The organism is Vibrio sinaloensis (assembly GCF_000808535.1).
Classification (GTDB): Bacteria; Pseudomonadota; Gammaproteobacteria; order Enterobacterales; family Vibrionaceae; genus Vibrio; species Vibrio sinaloensis_D.
The window spans coordinates 14,779-31,291 of the sequence record NZ_JWLV01000023.1 but is presented as its reverse complement, the minus strand read 5'-3'; the positions used below and the strand labels follow the sequence as shown (position 1 = coordinate 31,291).

The 16,513-nt window shown below is 47.2% G+C and carries 18 protein-coding genes; 12 read left to right on the top strand and 6 right to left on the bottom strand.

The genetic code is table 11. From position 1 onward, the window contains the following. The first annotated feature begins 56 nt into the window (after window positions 1–56). From acs to RJ47_RS13505, 8 genes are all read left to right on the top strand, one after another. The gene (gene acs, locus RJ47_RS13540; protein ID WP_038192701.1) at window positions 57–2,006 is read left to right on the top strand and encodes an acetate--CoA ligase; all 1,950 of its coding nucleotides are present in this window, start codon (window positions 57–59) and stop codon (window positions 2,004–2,006) included. Window positions 2,007–2,314: 308 nt separating this feature from the next. Next, the gene (aroQ, locus tag RJ47_RS13535) at window positions 2,315–2,764 is read left to right on the top strand and encodes a type II 3-dehydroquinate dehydratase (protein ID WP_005471140.1); all 450 of its coding nucleotides are present in this window, start codon (window positions 2,315–2,317) and stop codon (window positions 2,762–2,764) included. A gap of 96 nt (window positions 2,765–2,860) precedes the next feature. After that, window positions 2,861–3,325 (top strand): acetyl-CoA carboxylase biotin carboxyl carrier protein, encoded by a 465-nt coding sequence (gene accB, locus RJ47_RS13530; protein WP_038139190.1) that lies wholly within the window; start codon window positions 2,861–2,863, stop codon window positions 3,323–3,325. A gap of 15 nt (window positions 3,326–3,340) precedes the next feature. Next, a complete protein-coding gene (accC, locus tag RJ47_RS13525) occupies window positions 3,341–4,684 on the top strand; it encodes an acetyl-CoA carboxylase biotin carboxylase subunit (RefSeq protein ID WP_038139187.1) in 1,344 nt (447 codons plus the stop codon). Between the two features lie 136 nt (window positions 4,685–4,820). Further along, window positions 4,821–5,708, top strand: a complete 888-nt coding sequence (prmA, locus tag RJ47_RS13520) for a 50S ribosomal protein L11 methyltransferase (RefSeq protein ID WP_038139185.1) — start codon at window positions 4,821–4,823, stop codon at window positions 5,706–5,708. Window positions 5,709–5,846: 138 nt separating this feature from the next. Then, the gene (gene dusB / locus RJ47_RS13515; protein ID WP_039484529.1) at window positions 5,847–6,809 is read left to right on the top strand and encodes a tRNA dihydrouridine synthase DusB; all 963 of its coding nucleotides are present in this window, start codon (window positions 5,847–5,849) and stop codon (window positions 6,807–6,809) included. Between the two features lie 73 nt (window positions 6,810–6,882). Further along, complete coding sequence (fis, locus tag RJ47_RS13510; RefSeq protein WP_000462885.1) at window positions 6,883–7,179, top strand: DNA-binding transcriptional regulator Fis; 297 nt, start codon at window positions 6,883–6,885, stop codon at window positions 7,177–7,179. 203 nt (window positions 7,180–7,382) lie between these two features. Then, window positions 7,383–8,360, top strand: coding sequence for a GGDEF domain-containing protein (locus RJ47_RS13505; protein WP_039484414.1), 978 nt, complete (start codon window positions 7,383–7,385; stop codon window positions 8,358–8,360). Here RJ47_RS13505 and zntR read toward each other — a convergent pair. Both zntR and RJ47_RS13495 read right to left on the bottom strand, forming a co-directional pair. Next, a complete protein-coding gene (gene zntR / locus RJ47_RS13500) occupies window positions 8,347–8,802 on the bottom strand; it encodes a Zn(2+)-responsive transcriptional regulator (RefSeq protein ID WP_005471139.1) in 456 nt (151 codons plus the stop codon). The genes RJ47_RS13505 and zntR overlap by 14 nt on opposite strands. A gap of 7 nt (window positions 8,803–8,809) precedes the next feature. Next, entirely contained in the window at window positions 8,810–9,043 is a 234-nt protein-coding gene (locus RJ47_RS13495) for a hypothetical protein (RefSeq protein WP_150114104.1), read from the bottom strand. Between the two features lie 34 nt (window positions 9,044–9,077). Here RJ47_RS13495 and purH point away from each other — a divergent pair, with 34 nt between their 5' ends. Next, window positions 9,078–10,670, top strand: coding sequence for a bifunctional phosphoribosylaminoimidazolecarboxamide formyltransferase/IMP cyclohydrolase (purH, locus tag RJ47_RS13490; RefSeq protein WP_039484411.1), 1,593 nt, complete (start codon window positions 9,078–9,080; stop codon window positions 10,668–10,670). 282 nt (window positions 10,671–10,952) lie between these two features. Continuing rightward, the gene (gene purD, locus RJ47_RS13485; RefSeq protein ID WP_039473111.1) at window positions 10,953–12,242 is read left to right on the top strand and encodes a phosphoribosylamine--glycine ligase; all 1,290 of its coding nucleotides are present in this window, start codon (window positions 10,953–10,955) and stop codon (window positions 12,240–12,242) included. 71 nt (window positions 12,243–12,313) lie between these two features. Here purD and RJ47_RS13480 read toward each other — a convergent pair whose 3' ends face one another. The 3 genes from RJ47_RS13480 to RJ47_RS21260 all read right to left on the bottom strand — a co-directional run bounded on the left by RJ47_RS13480 (window position 12,314) and on the right by RJ47_RS21260 (window position 13,737). Further along, the gene (locus tag RJ47_RS13480; protein ID WP_039484407.1) at window positions 12,314–13,009 is read right to left on the bottom strand and encodes a DUF1481 domain-containing protein; all 696 of its coding nucleotides are present in this window, start codon (window positions 13,007–13,009) and stop codon (window positions 12,314–12,316) included. 82 nt (window positions 13,010–13,091) lie between these two features. Continuing rightward, complete coding sequence (gene hupA, locus RJ47_RS13475) at window positions 13,092–13,364, bottom strand: nucleoid-associated protein HU-alpha (RefSeq protein ID WP_005470906.1); 273 nt, start codon at window positions 13,362–13,364, stop codon at window positions 13,092–13,094. A gap of 229 nt (window positions 13,365–13,593) precedes the next feature. Continuing rightward, window positions 13,594–13,737: a hypothetical protein gene (locus RJ47_RS21260; RefSeq protein ID WP_005471052.1), complete on the bottom strand. Its 144-nt coding sequence runs from the start codon at window positions 13,735–13,737 to the stop codon at window positions 13,594–13,596. Window positions 13,738–13,760: 23 nt separating this feature from the next. Between RJ47_RS21260 and RJ47_RS13470 the strand changes: the two genes are divergently transcribed. Next, on the top strand, window positions 13,761–14,858 hold the full coding sequence (locus RJ47_RS13470) for a CNNM domain-containing protein (protein WP_038139167.1): 1,098 nt from the start codon (window positions 13,761–13,763) through the stop codon (window positions 14,856–14,858). A gap of 66 nt (window positions 14,859–14,924) precedes the next feature. Here the strand turns inward: RJ47_RS13470 and RJ47_RS13465 are convergent, their stop codons facing one another. Continuing rightward, window positions 14,925–15,512, bottom strand: coding sequence for a YjaG family protein (locus tag RJ47_RS13465; RefSeq protein WP_005471016.1), 588 nt, complete (start codon window positions 15,510–15,512; stop codon window positions 14,925–14,927). Between the two features lie 72 nt (window positions 15,513–15,584). Here RJ47_RS13465 and RJ47_RS13460 point away from each other — a divergent pair, with 72 nt between their 5' ends. Continuing rightward, the gene (locus RJ47_RS13460; RefSeq protein ID WP_039484402.1) at window positions 15,585–16,511 is read left to right on the top strand and encodes a D-2-hydroxyacid dehydrogenase; all 927 of its coding nucleotides are present in this window, start codon (window positions 15,585–15,587) and stop codon (window positions 16,509–16,511) included. Window positions 16,512–16,513 lie beyond the last annotated feature (2 nt).

The following is a 16,513-nucleotide window of genomic DNA, read 5'->3' as shown; positions in this document are numbered from 1 at the left end:
TCGTTTAAAACGGACACTTGCTCGATTCAAATGAATTAAGCACAAGGAGAAAAGCAATGAGTGAAGCCCATATCTATCCGGTAAAAGAAAACATCAAAAAAAATACCCACGCGGATAACGATACTTACCAAGCCATGTACCAACAATCGGTCACTGATCCTGTCGGCTTCTGGAGCGAGCACGGAAAAATCGTCGATTGGATGAAGCCTTTCACCAAAGTAAAGAATACCTCTTTCGACACAGGCCACGTTGATATCCGCTGGTTTGAAGATGGCACACTCAATGTTTCTGCTAACTGTATTGACCGCCACCTAGCCGAGCGTGGTGATGACGTTGCCATCATTTGGGAAGGTGACGATCCAAATGATGACAGCACACTCACTTTCAAAGAACTGCACAAAGAAGTGTGTCAGTTTGCTAACGCACTTAAAGAGCAAGGCGTTCGCAAAGGAGACGTGGTGTGCCTTTACATGCCAATGGTGACTGAAGCTGCCGTTGCCATGCTTGCTTGTACTCGAATCGGCGCAGTCCACACTGTGGTATTTGGTGGTTTCTCTCCGGAAGCCCTGTCAGGTCGTATCATCGATTCAGATGCGAAAGTCGTCATCACCGCAGACGAAGGCGTTCGTGGTGGTCGCGCTGTACCGCTGAAGAAAAACGTTGACGAAGCACTGACTAACCCAGAAGTGAAGACCATCGAAAAAGTGATCGTAATGAAGCGTACCGGTGGTGACATCGACTGGCACGAACACCGCGACGTTTGGTGGCATGAAGCGACAGCAAACGTCTCTTCAGACTGCCCACCAGAAGAGATGAAAGCCGAAGACCCGCTATTTATCCTTTACACGTCAGGCTCAACAGGCAAACCAAAAGGCGTACTTCACACCACAGGCGGCTACCTAGTGTATGCAGCAATGACGTTCAAATACGTCTTTGACTACCAACCAGGGGAAACCTTCTGGTGTACCGCGGATGTGGGTTGGATTACTGGTCACACTTACCTAATCTACGGTCCATTGGCAAACGGCGCGAAGACCATTCTATTTGAAGGTGTACCAAACTACCCAAGCACCAACCGTATGAGCCAAGTGGTCGACAAGCACCAAGTCAATATCCTTTACACAGCGCCAACTGCCATCCGCGCACTGATGGCGAAAGGTAACGAAGCGGTGGAAGGCACCTCTCGTAGCAGCCTACGTATCATGGGCTCAGTGGGCGAACCGATTAACCCAGAAGCGTGGGAGTGGTACTACAAGACCATCGGTAATGAAAACTCTCCAATCGTTGACACTTGGTGGCAAACCGAAACTGGCGGCATCCTAATCGCCCCACTTCCTGGTGCGACGGATCTAAAACCAGGTTCGGCAACACGTCCATTCTTCGGTGTTCAGCCAGCGCTTGTTGATAACATGGGTAACATCATTGAAGGCGCAACAGACGGCAACCTAGTGATTCTAGATTCATGGCCAGGTCAGATGCGTACGGTTTATGGTGACCATGACCGCTTTGAACAAACTTACTTCTCTACCTTTAAAGGCATGTACTTCACCAGTGATGGCGCTCGTCGTGATGAAGATGGTTACTACTGGATCACAGGTCGTGTTGATGACGTTCTAAACGTATCGGGCCACCGCATGGGTACTGCTGAAATCGAATCAGCACTGGTTGCACACGATAAGATTGCCGAAGCAGCGATTGTCGGTATCCCACACGATATCAAAGGTCAGGCTATCTACGCTTACATCACGCTTAATGATGGTGAATTCCCAAGCGCAGAACTGCACGCAGAAGTGAAAAACTGGGTACGTAAAGAGATTGGCCCAATCGCAACACCAGACGTGCTGCACTGGACGGACTCTCTACCGAAGACGCGTTCAGGTAAAATCATGCGTCGTATTCTGCGTAAGATTGCGACGGGCGATACCAGTAACCTAGGAGATACCTCAACGCTCGCCGATCCAAGCGTGGTTGATAAACTCATCGCAGAGAAAGCAGAGCTGGTATAAGCCAAACCTGTTTAAAACACCTACCAAAACCCAAAGTCGCCGCTTATGTGGCGACTTTTTTGTTTGTTGGAGCACAAAATCGCCCAAGGAAATGGCTCGAAAATGACCAATTTTGTTACCTTGGTTGCAAAATCGCCCCGCACCTCTGGCTGATTAGACCAGTAAATTGCTGCTAAATGCGCTGAATTAGCTATAATCTGGGTCTATTTCAAAGATCCGGCCGAATTTCTTACAAAGAAACCATGCTGAATCGACGATAATATGGGAATATCTAAGTTCGACTCATGTACTAGGAAGATAGCGACATAATGACAGCAAAATCACGCATTCTTGTCTTAAACGGTCCAAATCTCAACCTGCTAGGGCTACGTGAACCCGCTCACTACGGTTCTCAAACGCTTTCGCAGATCATTGATTCCCTGACCGAACAAGCACAACTTGCCAATGTAGAACTGGAACATCTACAGTCAAATCGCGAGTACGAACTGATTGAAAAAATCCACGCAGCGTATGGCAACGTGGATTTTATTATTATCAATCCAGCAGCGTTTACGCACACCAGTGTCGCGCTACGTGATGCTCTACTGGGCGTTGCCATCCCATTTATCGAAGTGCATTTATCCAATGTACATGCCCGAGAACCTTTCCGTCATCACTCTTATCTGTCTGATAAAGCAGAAGGGGTGATTTGTGGTTTAGGGGCTCAAGGCTATGAATTCGCATTGTCGGCAGCCATTAATAAGTTGCAGGCAAGCTAACCCAACAAACGTTAAAGTCACTGGCTATTAACGTCACAGAATCACTCTGCAGCTCTATTGAGCTGTCTTATTCACAAGATAAAAGAGAAAGAAAAGATGGATATCCGTAAAATCAAGAAGCTTATCGAGTTAGTAGAAGAGTCTGGCATTGCTGAGCTAGAAATCTCTGAAGGTGAAGAGTCGGTACGCATCAGTCGTAGCGGCAGCGCAGCACCTGCAGCGCCAATTCATTACGCAGCAGCGCCAGCACCTGTAGCAGCTCCTGCTCCAGCGGCAGCACCGGCTCCTGCCGCAGCTCCAGAAGCAGCAGCGCCAGCGACACCAGCGGGTCATCAAGTTCTTTCTCCAATGGTAGGTACTTTCTACCGTTCTCCAAGCCCAGACTCAAAAGCATTCATTGAAGTGGGTCAATCTGTTAACGCTGGCGACACACTATGTATCGTTGAAGCGATGAAGATGATGAACCAAATCGAAGCTGACAAGTCTGGCGTAGTAACAGCTATCTTAGTTGATGACGGCCAACCAGTTGAATTCGACCAACCACTTGTTGTTATCGAATAATAGAGGCTCTCTCTTATGCTAGATAAATTAGTCATCGCGAACCGAGGTGAAATCGCACTTCGAATTCTTCGCGCATGTAAAGAATTAGGCATCAAAACGGTTGCTGTTCACTCAACAGCAGACCGCGACCTAAAACACGTCCTATTGGCAGACGAGACCGTATGTATCGGTCCTGCTCGCGGTATCGACAGCTACCTAAACATCCCTCGCATCATTTCTGCAGCAGAAGTGACAGGCGCTGTGGCGATTCACCCAGGTTACGGTTTCTTATCTGAAAACGCAGATTTCGCTGAGCAAGTAGAGCGCAGCGGCTTTATCTTTGTGGGACCTAAAGCCGACACCATCCGCATGATGGGTGACAAAGTGTCTGCGATCACGGCAATGAAGAAAGCTGGCGTTCCTTGCGTACCTGGCTCTGACGGCCCGCTTGATAATGATGAAGTGAAGAACAAAGCGCACGCGAAACGCATCGGCTACCCAGTGATCATCAAAGCCTCTGGTGGCGGCGGCGGTCGTGGTATGCGTGTGGTTCGTAGCGAAGCTGAACTGGTTGAAGCTATCGCTATGACGCGTGCAGAAGCGAAAGCAGCGTTCAACAATGACATGGTTTACATGGAAAAATTCCTAGAAAACCCTCGTCACGTTGAAGTTCAAGTGATTGCTGACGGTCAAGGTGGTGCTATCCACCTAGGTGAACGTGACTGTTCTATGCAGCGTCGTCATCAAAAAGTTGTCGAAGAAGCGCCAGCTCCAGGTATTACTGAAGAAATGCGTAAGTACATCGGTGAACGTTGTACTCGTGCGTGTCTAGAAATCGGTTACCGCGGCGCAGGTACATTCGAGTTCCTATACGAGAACGGTGAATTCTACTTCATCGAAATGAACACTCGTATTCAGGTTGAGCACCCAGTAACTGAAATGGTAACAGGCGTCGACCTAATCAAAGAGCAGTTGCGTGTTGCAGCGGGTCAACCTCTGTCATTTACGCAAGATGACATCAAGATTCGCGGCCATGCGATTGAGTGTCGTATCAACGCGGAAGATCCAGAGCGCTTCCTACCGTCTCCGGGTAAGATTGAACGCTTCCATGCGCCAGGCGGCATGGGCGTGCGTTGGGAATCGCACATCTACACGGGCTACACAGTCCCACCTCACTACGATTCAATGATCGGTAAGCTGATCACATTCGGTGAGAACCGTGATGTTGCAATTGCACGTATGAAAAACGCACTGGGCGAGATGATCGTTGAAGGCATCAAGACTAACGTTCCTCTGCAAGAAATGATTATGAATGACGAGAACTTCCAGCACGGCGGTGCGAACATTCATTACCTAGAGAAAAAACTGGGTCTGCAATAAACCTAGATTCTCTCACTTAAACAAATGCTCACTTCGGTGGGCATTTTTGTTTAGGGCATTTAATAACCTATAAAAATGGCCAATTTCTGCTACACTCTGCGCCAAATCACATCAATCAAGTAAAGAGCTGATACTCATGCCTTGGATTCAAATCAAACTCAACGCGACCAATGATAACGCTGAACAGATCGGCGATATGTTAATGGAAGAAACGGGCGCCCTTTCTGTTACCTTTCTAGATGCTCACGATACTCCTGTATTCGAGCCTCTACCGGGTGAGACACGCTTGTGGGGTGATACTGATATCCTTGCACTTTATGATGCAGAGGCTGACACCAACTTCATCATTGAGCAAACTAAGCTCAGCGGTTTACTTCCTGAAGGCTTTGCTTACAAAGTTGAGCAACTTGAAGATAAAGACTGGGAACGTGAGTGGATGGATAACTTCCACCCAATGAAATTTGGTGAGCGTCTATGGATTTGCCCAAGCTGGCGTGACATCCCTGAGCCTGACGCGGTCAACGTAATGTTAGACCCAGGTTTGGCCTTTGGTACTGGTACTCACCCGACTACGGCTCTCTGTCTTGAATGGCTAGAAGGCTTAGATTTAACGGGTAAAACCGTCATCGACTTTGGCTGCGGATCGGGCATTCTCGCGATCGCTGCGATCAAGCTTGGTGCTGAGAAAGTCATCGGGATCGATATTGATCCTCAAGCATTGCTCGCCTCTAAAGACAATGCAGAGCGTAATGGCGTTGCTGACCAACTGGAAGTGTTCCTTCCTCAAGATCAACCTGAAGGCCTGATCGCCGACGTTGTGGTAGCGAACATCCTAGCAGGTCCTCTGCGCGATCTTTCGCCAATTATTAAGTCATTGGTGAAGCCAAATGGTGAGCTGGCAATGTCCGGTGTTTTGGATACGCAAGCGGAAGATGTTGCTAACTATTACCGTGACGAGCTTCACATTGATCCTATCAAAGAGCAGAGTGAATGGTGTCGCATCTCTGGTCGCAAGCAAGGCTAGACAAGACTTTGCGAGTTAATTGACTGATTTTTGGGCATTTTGCGAAAACAATTTGTAAATGCTCAAATATTAGTCTTTTCACGGCGCTAAAAAATGCGTAAAATGCGCGCCCTTACTGGTCCTAAGCTGTTTGATATTTTGAAAATCGGAAATTACCAACTTAAGAACAATCTCATCGTTGCCCCTATGGCAGGTGTGACGGATAGACCATTCCGAGAGTTGTGTCTCCGCTATGGTGCGGGTATGGCCGTCAGTGAAATGATGTCGTCTAATCCGAAACTATGGAAAACCTCAAAATCAAAGCAGCGCATGGTACATGAAGGCGAATCGGGCATTCGCTCTGTACAGATTGCGGGTGCTGACCCACAGCTTATGGCCGACGCTGCTCAGTTTAGTGTTGAAAACGGTGCGCAAATCATCGATATCAACATGGGCTGTCCAGCCAAAAAAGTGAATAAAAAGCTAGCCGGCTCTGCGCTACTACAGTATCCAGATATCATCGAAGATATCCTGAAAGCTGTGGTGAATGCAGTCGATGTTCCTGTGACATTAAAAACCCGTACTGGCTGGGATACAGACAACAAAAACTGTGTCCAAATCGCTAAATTAGCCGAAGACTGCGGCATACAAGCTCTCGCCCTTCACGGACGTACCAAAGCATGTATGTACAAAGGCGAGGCCGAATACGACAGCATTAAAGCGGTCAAACAAGCGATCTCTATTCCGGTTATTGCTAACGGTGATATCGATAGCCCAGAGAAAGCAAAATTTGTCCTAGAGTACACTGGGGCAGACGCTTTGATGATTGGACGCCCTGCCCAAGGTCGTCCGTGGATTTTTCAGGAAATCCAACACTTTTTGGAAAACGGCACCACGATGCCTGATCTTCCCCTTGCGGAAGTGAAAGACATCCTGCTTGGTCATGTGAATGCGCTCCATGAGTTTTATGGAGAGTATTTAGGTCCACGTATCGCGCGTAAGCACGTGGGTTGGTACCTAAAAGAACATGAACAAGCAAGTGAGTTTCGCCGTACCTTCAATGCCATCGATGTAGCAGAGCTGCAACTTGAAGCATTAGAAGGTTATTTTGATTTAGCCTAAATATTTGCGGCGATTGCTGCAGGTATGACGGGTTTAACGTTGCATCATAATTAAGAGAAGAGCTAGACCGAATATGTTCGAACAAAATCTGACTTCAGAAGCATTAACAGTAACTACAGTAACGTCACAAGACCAGATTACTCAAAAGCCTTTACGTGACTCTGTTAAAGCATCTCTTAAAAACTACTTGGCACAACTAAACGGCCAAGAAGTAACAGAGCTATACGAATTAGTTCTAGCTGAAGTTGAACAGCCACTACTAGATACTATCATGCAGTACACTCGCGGTAACCAAACTCGCGCAGCAACGATGATGGGTATCAACCGCGGTACTCTTCGCAAGAAACTTAAGAAATACGGCATGAACTAATTCGTTAGTGCATTATTTCTGACTTTGGAAAAGCCGAATCTTACCGATTCGGCTTTTTCTTTTCTGTTAGTCCGAAATTTTGTAGCTCGTACCGAACGTAGTACTTATTGACTAAATTATAATCAAAGTGTGATCTATTGAGATTGATCACAACAACCACCCTTATATAATGGTCAATTCTTTGGTGATCTGGATTGAACTACATGATTGATATGCAACGGGAAGAATGGCTTCAGCTATTGCTGAATGAGCTCCCCGAACAGCTATTTGTACTCGATCAATATGGTCAATTTGTCGAAGGGTTTGGTGGTACGTTCCACGCAACTCGCCTAGATACGTCAAAGACAAGCTCTCTGAGCACAACTCTAAGCAAGCCTAAAGCAGAAGAATTACTGCAAGCACTCAACAGTGTCCTTAAATCTCAGAAACCAAGCGTCATTCAATACGCCATTTCGCCTCTCGACTGCCAACAGCTCTCAATTGAAGAGTTGGATCAACTGCATGGTGAAGCCTGGTTTGAAGCGACAATCAAGCCGCTTTGCACGCTTGCAGGTAGGCAATATGTTTTGTGGCAAGAACGAGATATCACCGATGCTCATCAGCGTGAGCAAACTTTAAAGCGTCTCTCTGAAACGGATGAACTGACTAAGGTTCTCAACCGCCGAGCTTTCATGTTAGAGCTCGATCAAGCCTTTATGGCAGCCAGACAAGCTAAAGAGCACGTCAGTTACTTGATGATCGACATCGACCATTTTAAAGAGATCAATGATCAAGTGGGTCACTTGTCGGGAGATGAGGTGATCGCTCACGTCGCACGCATCTGCCAACAGCAGATTCGTTCTAGCGATGCTATTGGCCGATTAGGAGGAGAAGAGTTTGGCATCATGCTCAGCAAGATTGGCGCAATTCAAGCCTATGATATTGCTGAACGTATTCGTGAATCGATCGAAATGACGCCTTGTGAGGTAGATGGCAAACTGATTTATCCTACCGTCAGTATTGGTATTGCCGAAGCTGACGACACGCTTTCTGATGTCAAAACCTTGTTGGTTCAAGCAGACAAAGCCATGTACTACTCCAAGCATACTGGCCGCAATCAGGTCACGATCTATTATGCCAACCTGCCCGATATGAAAATCGACTCGGACAGCAATAAAACCAAAATCCTTATCGCTTCTTAACTTGAGCCACCTCATCACAGCACGATTCGCTGTGTCGCTCATCGTCCGCCAACGCACCAAGTATCGAACAATGACTCGCATCATCATCTACGTGGCCGCAGCAAGCATCATTTATCTTCCGCAACGCACTACGAATTCTGGTCAATTCACGGATCTTCTCATCAATCAGCCTCAATTTGGCCGTAGTGATCGCTTTTACCTCCGCGCAACTGTGCTCGGTTGCCTCGAGTTTTATCTCTAAAAGCTCTTTAATTTCATCCAAACTCAACCCTAAATCTTTTGCTTTCAAGATGAAGCTGACTTGCCGCTGGTTTTCCTCATTGTACAAGCGATAGCCCGACTCACTGCGGCCTGCGGGGTTTATTAGCTGATTTTTCTCATAAAACCGAAGCGTATCTGCAGTCACACCGCAGCGTTTCGCCAATTCACCAATCTGAAACATAATTGTCCTAATTAACGTTTTCGTTACGTTTAAAGCCAAAGAGCGAGTTATTTGCAATTATTTTTGCGATGCCAAACGATTGCGCGAGCTTTTTTGTAATAAATTGGTTAGAATACGCGCCATCAATCTCAGAGACTGTTCCAATAGCAATAGTGCTAACAAAGGTCTTTACCAAAACTGGCCAATATTTTACTGCTAATTCAACGAGCAAAGTAAAAACAAGTTCATTTTTGGCAAACATCTTTATCTTACTGTGACTTTGAGGAAATAGAAGCATGAGTAACGCTCGTCCTATTCGCCGCGCACTTATCAGCGTATCAGACAAAACTGGCATTGTAGAATTCGCTCAGGCACTCGCTGAACGCGGTGTCGATATTCTATCTACTGGTGGTACGGCTCGCCTACTGGCAGAAAAAGGCATCTCTGTAACGGAAGTCTCTGACTACACTGGCTTCCCTGAAATGATGGACGGCCGCGTTAAAACTCTACATCCTAAAGTTCATGGTGGTGTTCTAGGTCGCCGTGGTCAAGATGACGACGTAATGGAAAAGCACGGCATCAACCCAATCGACATGGTTGTAGTAAACCTTTACCCATTCGCAGAAACCGTTGCTAAAGAAGGCTGCACGCTAGCGGACGCGGTAGAGAACATCGACATCGGCGGCCCAACTATGGTTCGTTCAGCAGCGAAGAACCACAAAGATGTGACTATCGTTGTGAACGCTCACGACTACGACCGCGTTATCGCTGAAATGGACGCAAACGACAAGTCTCTGACTCTAGACACTCGCTTCGACCTTGCTATCGCAGCATTTGAGCACACAGCCTCTTACGATGGCATGATTGCGAACTACTTCGGCACTATGGTTCCATCATACGGTGAGAACAAAGAGGGTGACGAAGAGTCTAAATTCCCACGTACTTTCAACCAGCAATTCGAGAAAAAGCAGGACATGCGCTACGGTGAGAACAGCCACCAAGCAGCCGCTTTCTACGTTGAATCAAACCCTGAAGAAGCATCAGTATCTACTGCTCGCCAAATCCAAGGTAAAGCTCTTTCTTACAACAACATCGCTGACACTGACGCAGCCCTTGAGTGTGTGAAAGAGTTCGACGAGCCAGCGTGTGTCATCGTTAAGCACGCAAACCCATGTGGTGTGGCACTGGGTAAAGACATCCTCGAAGCTTACGACCGCGCATACCAAACTGACCCAACGTCAGCATTTGGCGGCATCATCGCGTTCAACCAAGAGTTAGACGCAGCAACAGCATCTGCAATCGTTGAGCGCCAATTCGTTGAAGTGATCATCGCCCCTTCTGTATCAGCTGAAGCAGTTGAAGTAGTAGCAGCTAAGAAGAACGTGCGTCTACTCGAGTGTGGCGAGTGGACAACTAAGACAACTGGCTTTGACGTGAAGCGCGTGAATGGTGGTCTACTGGTTCAAGACCGTGACCAAGGCATGGTAAGCCTAGACGACCTAAAAGTGGTTTCTAAGCGCCAGCCAACAGAAGAAGAGCTGAAAGATGCGCTGTTCTGCTGGAAAGTAGCGAAATACGTGAAATCAAACGCGATCGTTTACTCGAAAGGCGACATGACTATCGGTGTGGGCGCAGGCCAAATGAGCCGCGTTTACTCTGCGAAAATCGCAGGCATCAAAGCTGCAGACGAAGGTCTACAAGTCGAAGGTTGTGTGATGGCATCAGATGCATTCTTCCCATTCCGCGACGGTATCGACGCGGCTGCAGAAGCGGGCATCAAGTGTGTGATTCAACCAGGCGGCTCTATGCGTGATGACGAAGTTATCGCAGCAGCAGATGAACACGGCATGGCGATGATCTTTACGGGCATGCGTCACTTCCGCCACTAATATCCTCTTCGTATTTGGCACTGTGGCGTCGTTAGCTGCTTTCGCCCACCCCGGTCACATAGCGAGCTATGCTCCCGGGGATGGGCTCAATTGCTGCCTAGCCACATCACCAACTACTTTGAGCAAAACTTATAATTTTGTTTTTTAAATATTCCAATATTTGAAATACGTAGAGCAAGTCAGTGATTTTAGTTCAAGGAAAGCATGCGGAGCTTATGACTATAAGTGAGCATGTTTGACACAGAAATAAAGGCTCTGAAGCAGCTATAAGGATTTTAAAACATGAATGTATTGATTATCGGTGCCGGCGGCCGTGAGCACGCACTTGGTTGGAAAGCAGCACAAAACCCAAATGTTGAGACAGTATTCGTTGCCCCTGGTAATGCAGGCACAGCGCTTGAGCCAAAGCTTGAGAATGTAAACATCGGCGTTGAAGCCATCTCTGAGCTGGTTGCTTTCGCTCAAGAGAAGAAAATCGAGCTAACGATTGTTGGCCCTGAAGCGCCGCTAGTTATCGGTGTGGTAGATGCTTTCCGCGAAGCAGGCCTTCCAATCTTTGGTCCAACAGAAGCTGCTGCGCAGCTAGAAGGCTCAAAAGCATTCACCAAAGACTTCCTTGCGCGCCACAAGATCCCAACAGGTGCTTACGCAAACTTCACTGAGATTGAGCCAGCTCTAGCTTACGTTCGTGAACAAGGCGCTCCAATCGTAGTGAAAGCTGACGGCCTTGCTGCAGGTAAAGGCGTTATCGTTGCGATGACCCTTGAAGAAGCAGAAGACGCAATCAAAGACATGCTAGCAGGCAACGCATTTGGCGAAGCGGGCAGCCGCGTGGTAATCGAAGAATTCCTTGAAGGTGAAGAAGCGAGCTTCATCGTAATGGTCGATGGCAAAAGCGTTCTACCAATGGCCACCAGCCAAGACCACAAACGCGTAGGCGATAAAGATACTGGCCCTAACACTGGCGGCATGGGGGCATACTCTCCTGCTCCTGTGGTAACGCCTGAAATCCACGAGCGTATCCTTGAAGAAGTTATCTACCCAACGGTACGTGGCATGGACGCAGAAGGCGCACCATACACAGGCTTCCTATACGCAGGTCTTATGATTGACAAAGACGGCACGCCGAAAGTTATCGAGTACAACTGCCGCTTCGGTGACCCAGAAACGCAGCCGATCATGATGCGCATGGAGTCTGACCTTGTTGAACTATGCCTGATGGCTATCGATGAGAAACTCGATGAAGCAGAGTCTAAATGGGATCCTCGCGCGTCTATCGGTGTTGTCCTCGCTGCTGGCGGTTATCCTGCGGACTACGCCAAAGGTGATGTTATCTCTCTACCAGCGGCAGAAGCAGAAGGTGAAAAGATTTTCCACGCGGGTACTGCAAATAACGCAGCGGGTGAAGTTGTCACCAATGGCGGTCGAGTATTGTGTGCAACAGCACTAGGAAACAGCGTCTCAGAAGCTCAGGAGCGCGCTTACGCACTAGCTAAGCAGGTTAGTTGGAATGGTATGTTCCACCGCAACGACATCGGCTACCGTGCGATTGCACGTGAGCAAGAGAAGTAGACAGCAATTTCAGTTGGCACATTAGGTAAAAGGCGCTCTTTATGAGCGCCTTTTTGATCTCGATAGTCGGTTTATTCTTCGATTAAATTCGGACGCTCAATGCAATCTTGGCTATCTTCTGCCAGCATCAAGAGCTCTTTGACCGTCACTTTGTTTCCGCGAGTTGATCCTAAAAGTGCAATGTAGTTGTCGACTGAAGACAAACGATCAACAACGAAGCTAGGCAAAGTCTGGTTGAACTCGATCGTTGAGTAGTTATTCTCTGAACAGGTTTCAAAAGTACTGCCATCCCAATACCCTTGGATAAGCTCAAGGCCATCTTTTTCCTGCTGCTTACTAATGGTTGCGATATCAAGCGCTTCTTGTTTCAGCCAAGCCAACTTATCACGACTGACGGGCAATACTCGTCCATCTAATCGATACTGCTGATAAACCGCCTCACCATTTTTGTTAAAACGCACATGAATTCGGTACGACACCAACTCTTGGTTATCGTTACGTTGCTCACCTTCACGCACCAGTTCGCGCAACTGCGCTTCTGACCAACGGTAACTGGTTTTATACCAACCGTAATCGCCTGCCGTAACATAATCTGCTGCGGTAAATGGATTGGAAAGCCGCTCTGTGTACCAATATAGGCTAGTGGCGTCGCCCATAGAGCGCCCACCAGTATATTCAGAGAACTGTTCAAGGTTTGCCGTTGACGGACCGGATGAACAACCAGTCACAAGAACGCCAACCAGTGCTGACAATAAAATTTTCTTCATAATAAAAATATACGCCAAGATAGAGGCTACCTTGGCGTATTTTAAACAATTCCAGCAAAAAACTCTGGAGTCGTTGTATTAATTATTTTACAGCGTCTTTCAGCGCTTTACCTGATACAAACGCAGGAACGTTTGCTGCAGCGATTTGGATCTCTTCACCAGTCTTTGGGTTACGACCAGTACGAGCTGCACGGTGGTTAACTTTGAATGTACCAAAACCAATTAGTTGAACTTGGTCACCCTCTTTAAGTGCATCAGTCACACCATCAAGAGTTGCTTCAAGAGCAGCTTTAGCTTGCGCTTTAGATAGGTCTGCTTTCTCTGCGATAAAGTCGATTAATTGGGTCTTGTTCATTAGGTTTCCCTTCTCATATGTTATCGAATTCAACTCACTCTAAAGCATAAATGCCCCATCTGGCAAAGGTTTGTAAGCGATCTTTCGCTCTCATGACGTACTTTTAACCATAATCTGAGTATTAACTCACAATTTGTTACCAGCCAGAGCGAATTGATCCCTTGTTTTTAACCAATTTCGACCTTATTTATAGCTTACTCAAAGCCTGAGAAGCTTGATTTTACAGGCATTAGAGCGGATAAAAACCAATCAGACCAGGCTTGTAAAGCGTGAAAATCCCGTTGGCTTGAATACCAATTTCGGTCGTGATACTGGCACCGTTTTCGGGTATAACAAGAATACCAAGCCCGACTCGCTGAGAAGTGTCGGTCATACATTAATCTTCATAGGAAAGTTATGTTTCTGCTAGCTCTATACGTCTCTGTTGCCATTGGCGTATCGTTTGTTTGCTCTGTGTTAGAGGCGGTGCTTCTAAGTATTTCACCTAGCTATATTGCTCAATTGCGCCAGCAAGGGCACCCTGCGGCAGAGGCTTTAACCAAGCTCAAAACCGACATCGACCGACCACTGGCCTCAATCTTAACTCTGAATACTATTGCTCATACCATTGGTGCAGCGATTGCAGGTGCGCAGGCAGCAGCCGTATTTGGTAGCCAGTGGTTAGGGGTTTTCTCTGCGGTCCTCACGTTTGCGGTCCTACTCCTGTCTGAAATCGTGCCAAAAACCATAGGTGCAACTTACTGGCGTCAACTCGCGCCTACAGCCGCGACCACATTGCGTTGGATGGTATGGGCGCTGACTCCATTTGTCTGGTTCTCGGAACAAATCACCAAACGCTTGGCTAGCGGTCATGAAGCACCAAAAATGCGCGACGAGCTGTCTGCGATGGCAATTCTAGCCAAGGAGAGCGGTGAGTTTGCAGAGGGTGAAACCAAAATCTTAAACAATCTATTGGGCATCCAAGATGTCCCTGTGACACAAGTGATGACTCCTCGCCCTGTCGTTTTCCGAGTAGACGCAGAGATGAGTATCAACCAGTTCTTGAGCGAGTATCGCGATACTCCATTCTCACGACCTTTGGTTTACAGTCAGTCAACAGACAACATCATTGGCTTTGTACACCGTTTGGAGCTGTTCAAGCTACAACAAAGCGGCTGTGGTGAAAAACAACTTGGTTCGGTGATGCGTCCAGTGCATGTGCTACTGAATACGATTGTGCTACCGAAAGCGTTCGAACAGATGATGGCGAACCGTTTGCAGTTGGCGATGATTGTCGATGAATATGGCACGGTTCAAGGTATATTGACTCTAGAAGATATTTTCGAGCACTTAGTCGGAGAAGAAATTGTCGACGAAGCCGATCGCACCACAGATATGCAAGAGCTGGCTTTTGAGCGTTGGGAAAAGTGGAAAGAGCGCCACGGCGTAATCGAGAATCGTGACGACGATGATGACGAGTCGGACGACCAAAACTCGAAGAAAGAAGACAACTAAAACAAAAGGGTTGATGTCATGCATCAACCCTTTTGCTATCAAACATTAACAGAGCAAGAGAGCTCCCTACACCGCAATCCCGATATTACTCACGCCTTCATCTTTGAGCTCAGCGCGCAGGTCTTTGATCAACTCAATATCACGCTCTTGCGCATCCTTCAACGGACGGAAGATGGCCCACTGTACGTCCCACTCAGCACAAACAGCTTCATTATCTTTTTGATTCTCGTTGGTAATTTCTTCGCCCGTTTGAGCTTCTTCTAGCTGTGCTACCGTCATCACCGATTGTTGACTGAGTTTTTGCATGTTTTCATACAAGTAATCGCGATCCAGCAAGCCATGAATTAGCGTCGACAAACCTACACACGCATCAATGGCTGGGTAAACACCGTAAAAATCAAAATCCTCAGAGCTAGGAATGATCTCTTCTAACTTTTCAAGCTGGCGCTCAAAATTCACTTTAGCGGTTTTCACCGTTAGTTGCTCCCAGATGCTATCTAGGATATCGCGGTAAATTCTCGCTTCCGCAAACTCTGTCGTTTGGCAAAACATGGCATAGTTTGGATACATGCGTTCACATAGACACGCCATAAAGGTAATCTGTTTCCAGGGTTCAAACTTCTCAAGGCGAAGTTGAAGAGGATTCTGTAGCATAGCGACTCTTAGGGTCTGTTGAAATAAACAGCGAAAGTGTACTTGATAACCAGCAGGGAAAAAAGCAAGCCGATGAACAATTTCACTTATAAAGTGTATCTTCTGACGGAAGATGACTCGAAGTACCAAGCGTTACTCGAACAAGCCAATTTGCCAGACTTAGAGATCAGCACCTCTCGCGAAGAGGCGAATATACTATTGGCCTCTCCTCCCCTCGCCTCATCGCAGATTGAGCAGTTTCCCAATGTTGAGTGGATTCAATCCATATTCGCTGGCGTTGATGCACTGCTTCCGTCTTTAGATGAGTTTAGTGGTGAATTAACCAATGTGAAAGGCATCTTCGGCCAGCAAATATCGGAATACGTACTCGGTTATCTTATTCAGCATCAGCGCCACTTTAAGCACTACGCCAAGCAACAAGAAGCATCGACTTGGCACCCTATGCCTTATCAATCATTGAATCATTTAAAAATGGTGGTTCTTGGCACAGGCTCGATTGGCAGCTATTTAGCCACTACCGCAAAAGCGTTCGGCATACATGTCTCAGGGGTAAATCGCAGCGGAATTCCCGCTAAAAACAGTCCATTTGATACCACCTACCATATCCAAGAGTTGGCCACGGCGTTCAAAAACGCCGATGTCATTGTTAACACCCTGCCGAACACGCCAGAAACCCATCATATTTTCAATCGAGAAAGTCTAAGCTACTGCAGCCAAACCTTGCTGTTTAATGTTGGGCGAGGGAGTGCAGTTGACGAATCGGCACTATCGGACGCATTAGATAACCAATGGCTTGCTCACGCTTACTTAGATGTGTTCGATACGGAGCCCCTACCTAATGAACACCCTTTCTGGGCTCGCCGCGACATCACCATTACCCCGCACATAGCTGCCTTAAGTTTTCCTGAGCAGGTCGTTGATATCTTTGCTGAGAACTTCCAAAGATGGCGAGATGGGTTTGCGCTACTAAACCAAGTAGATATAGACAAAGGTTATTAAGC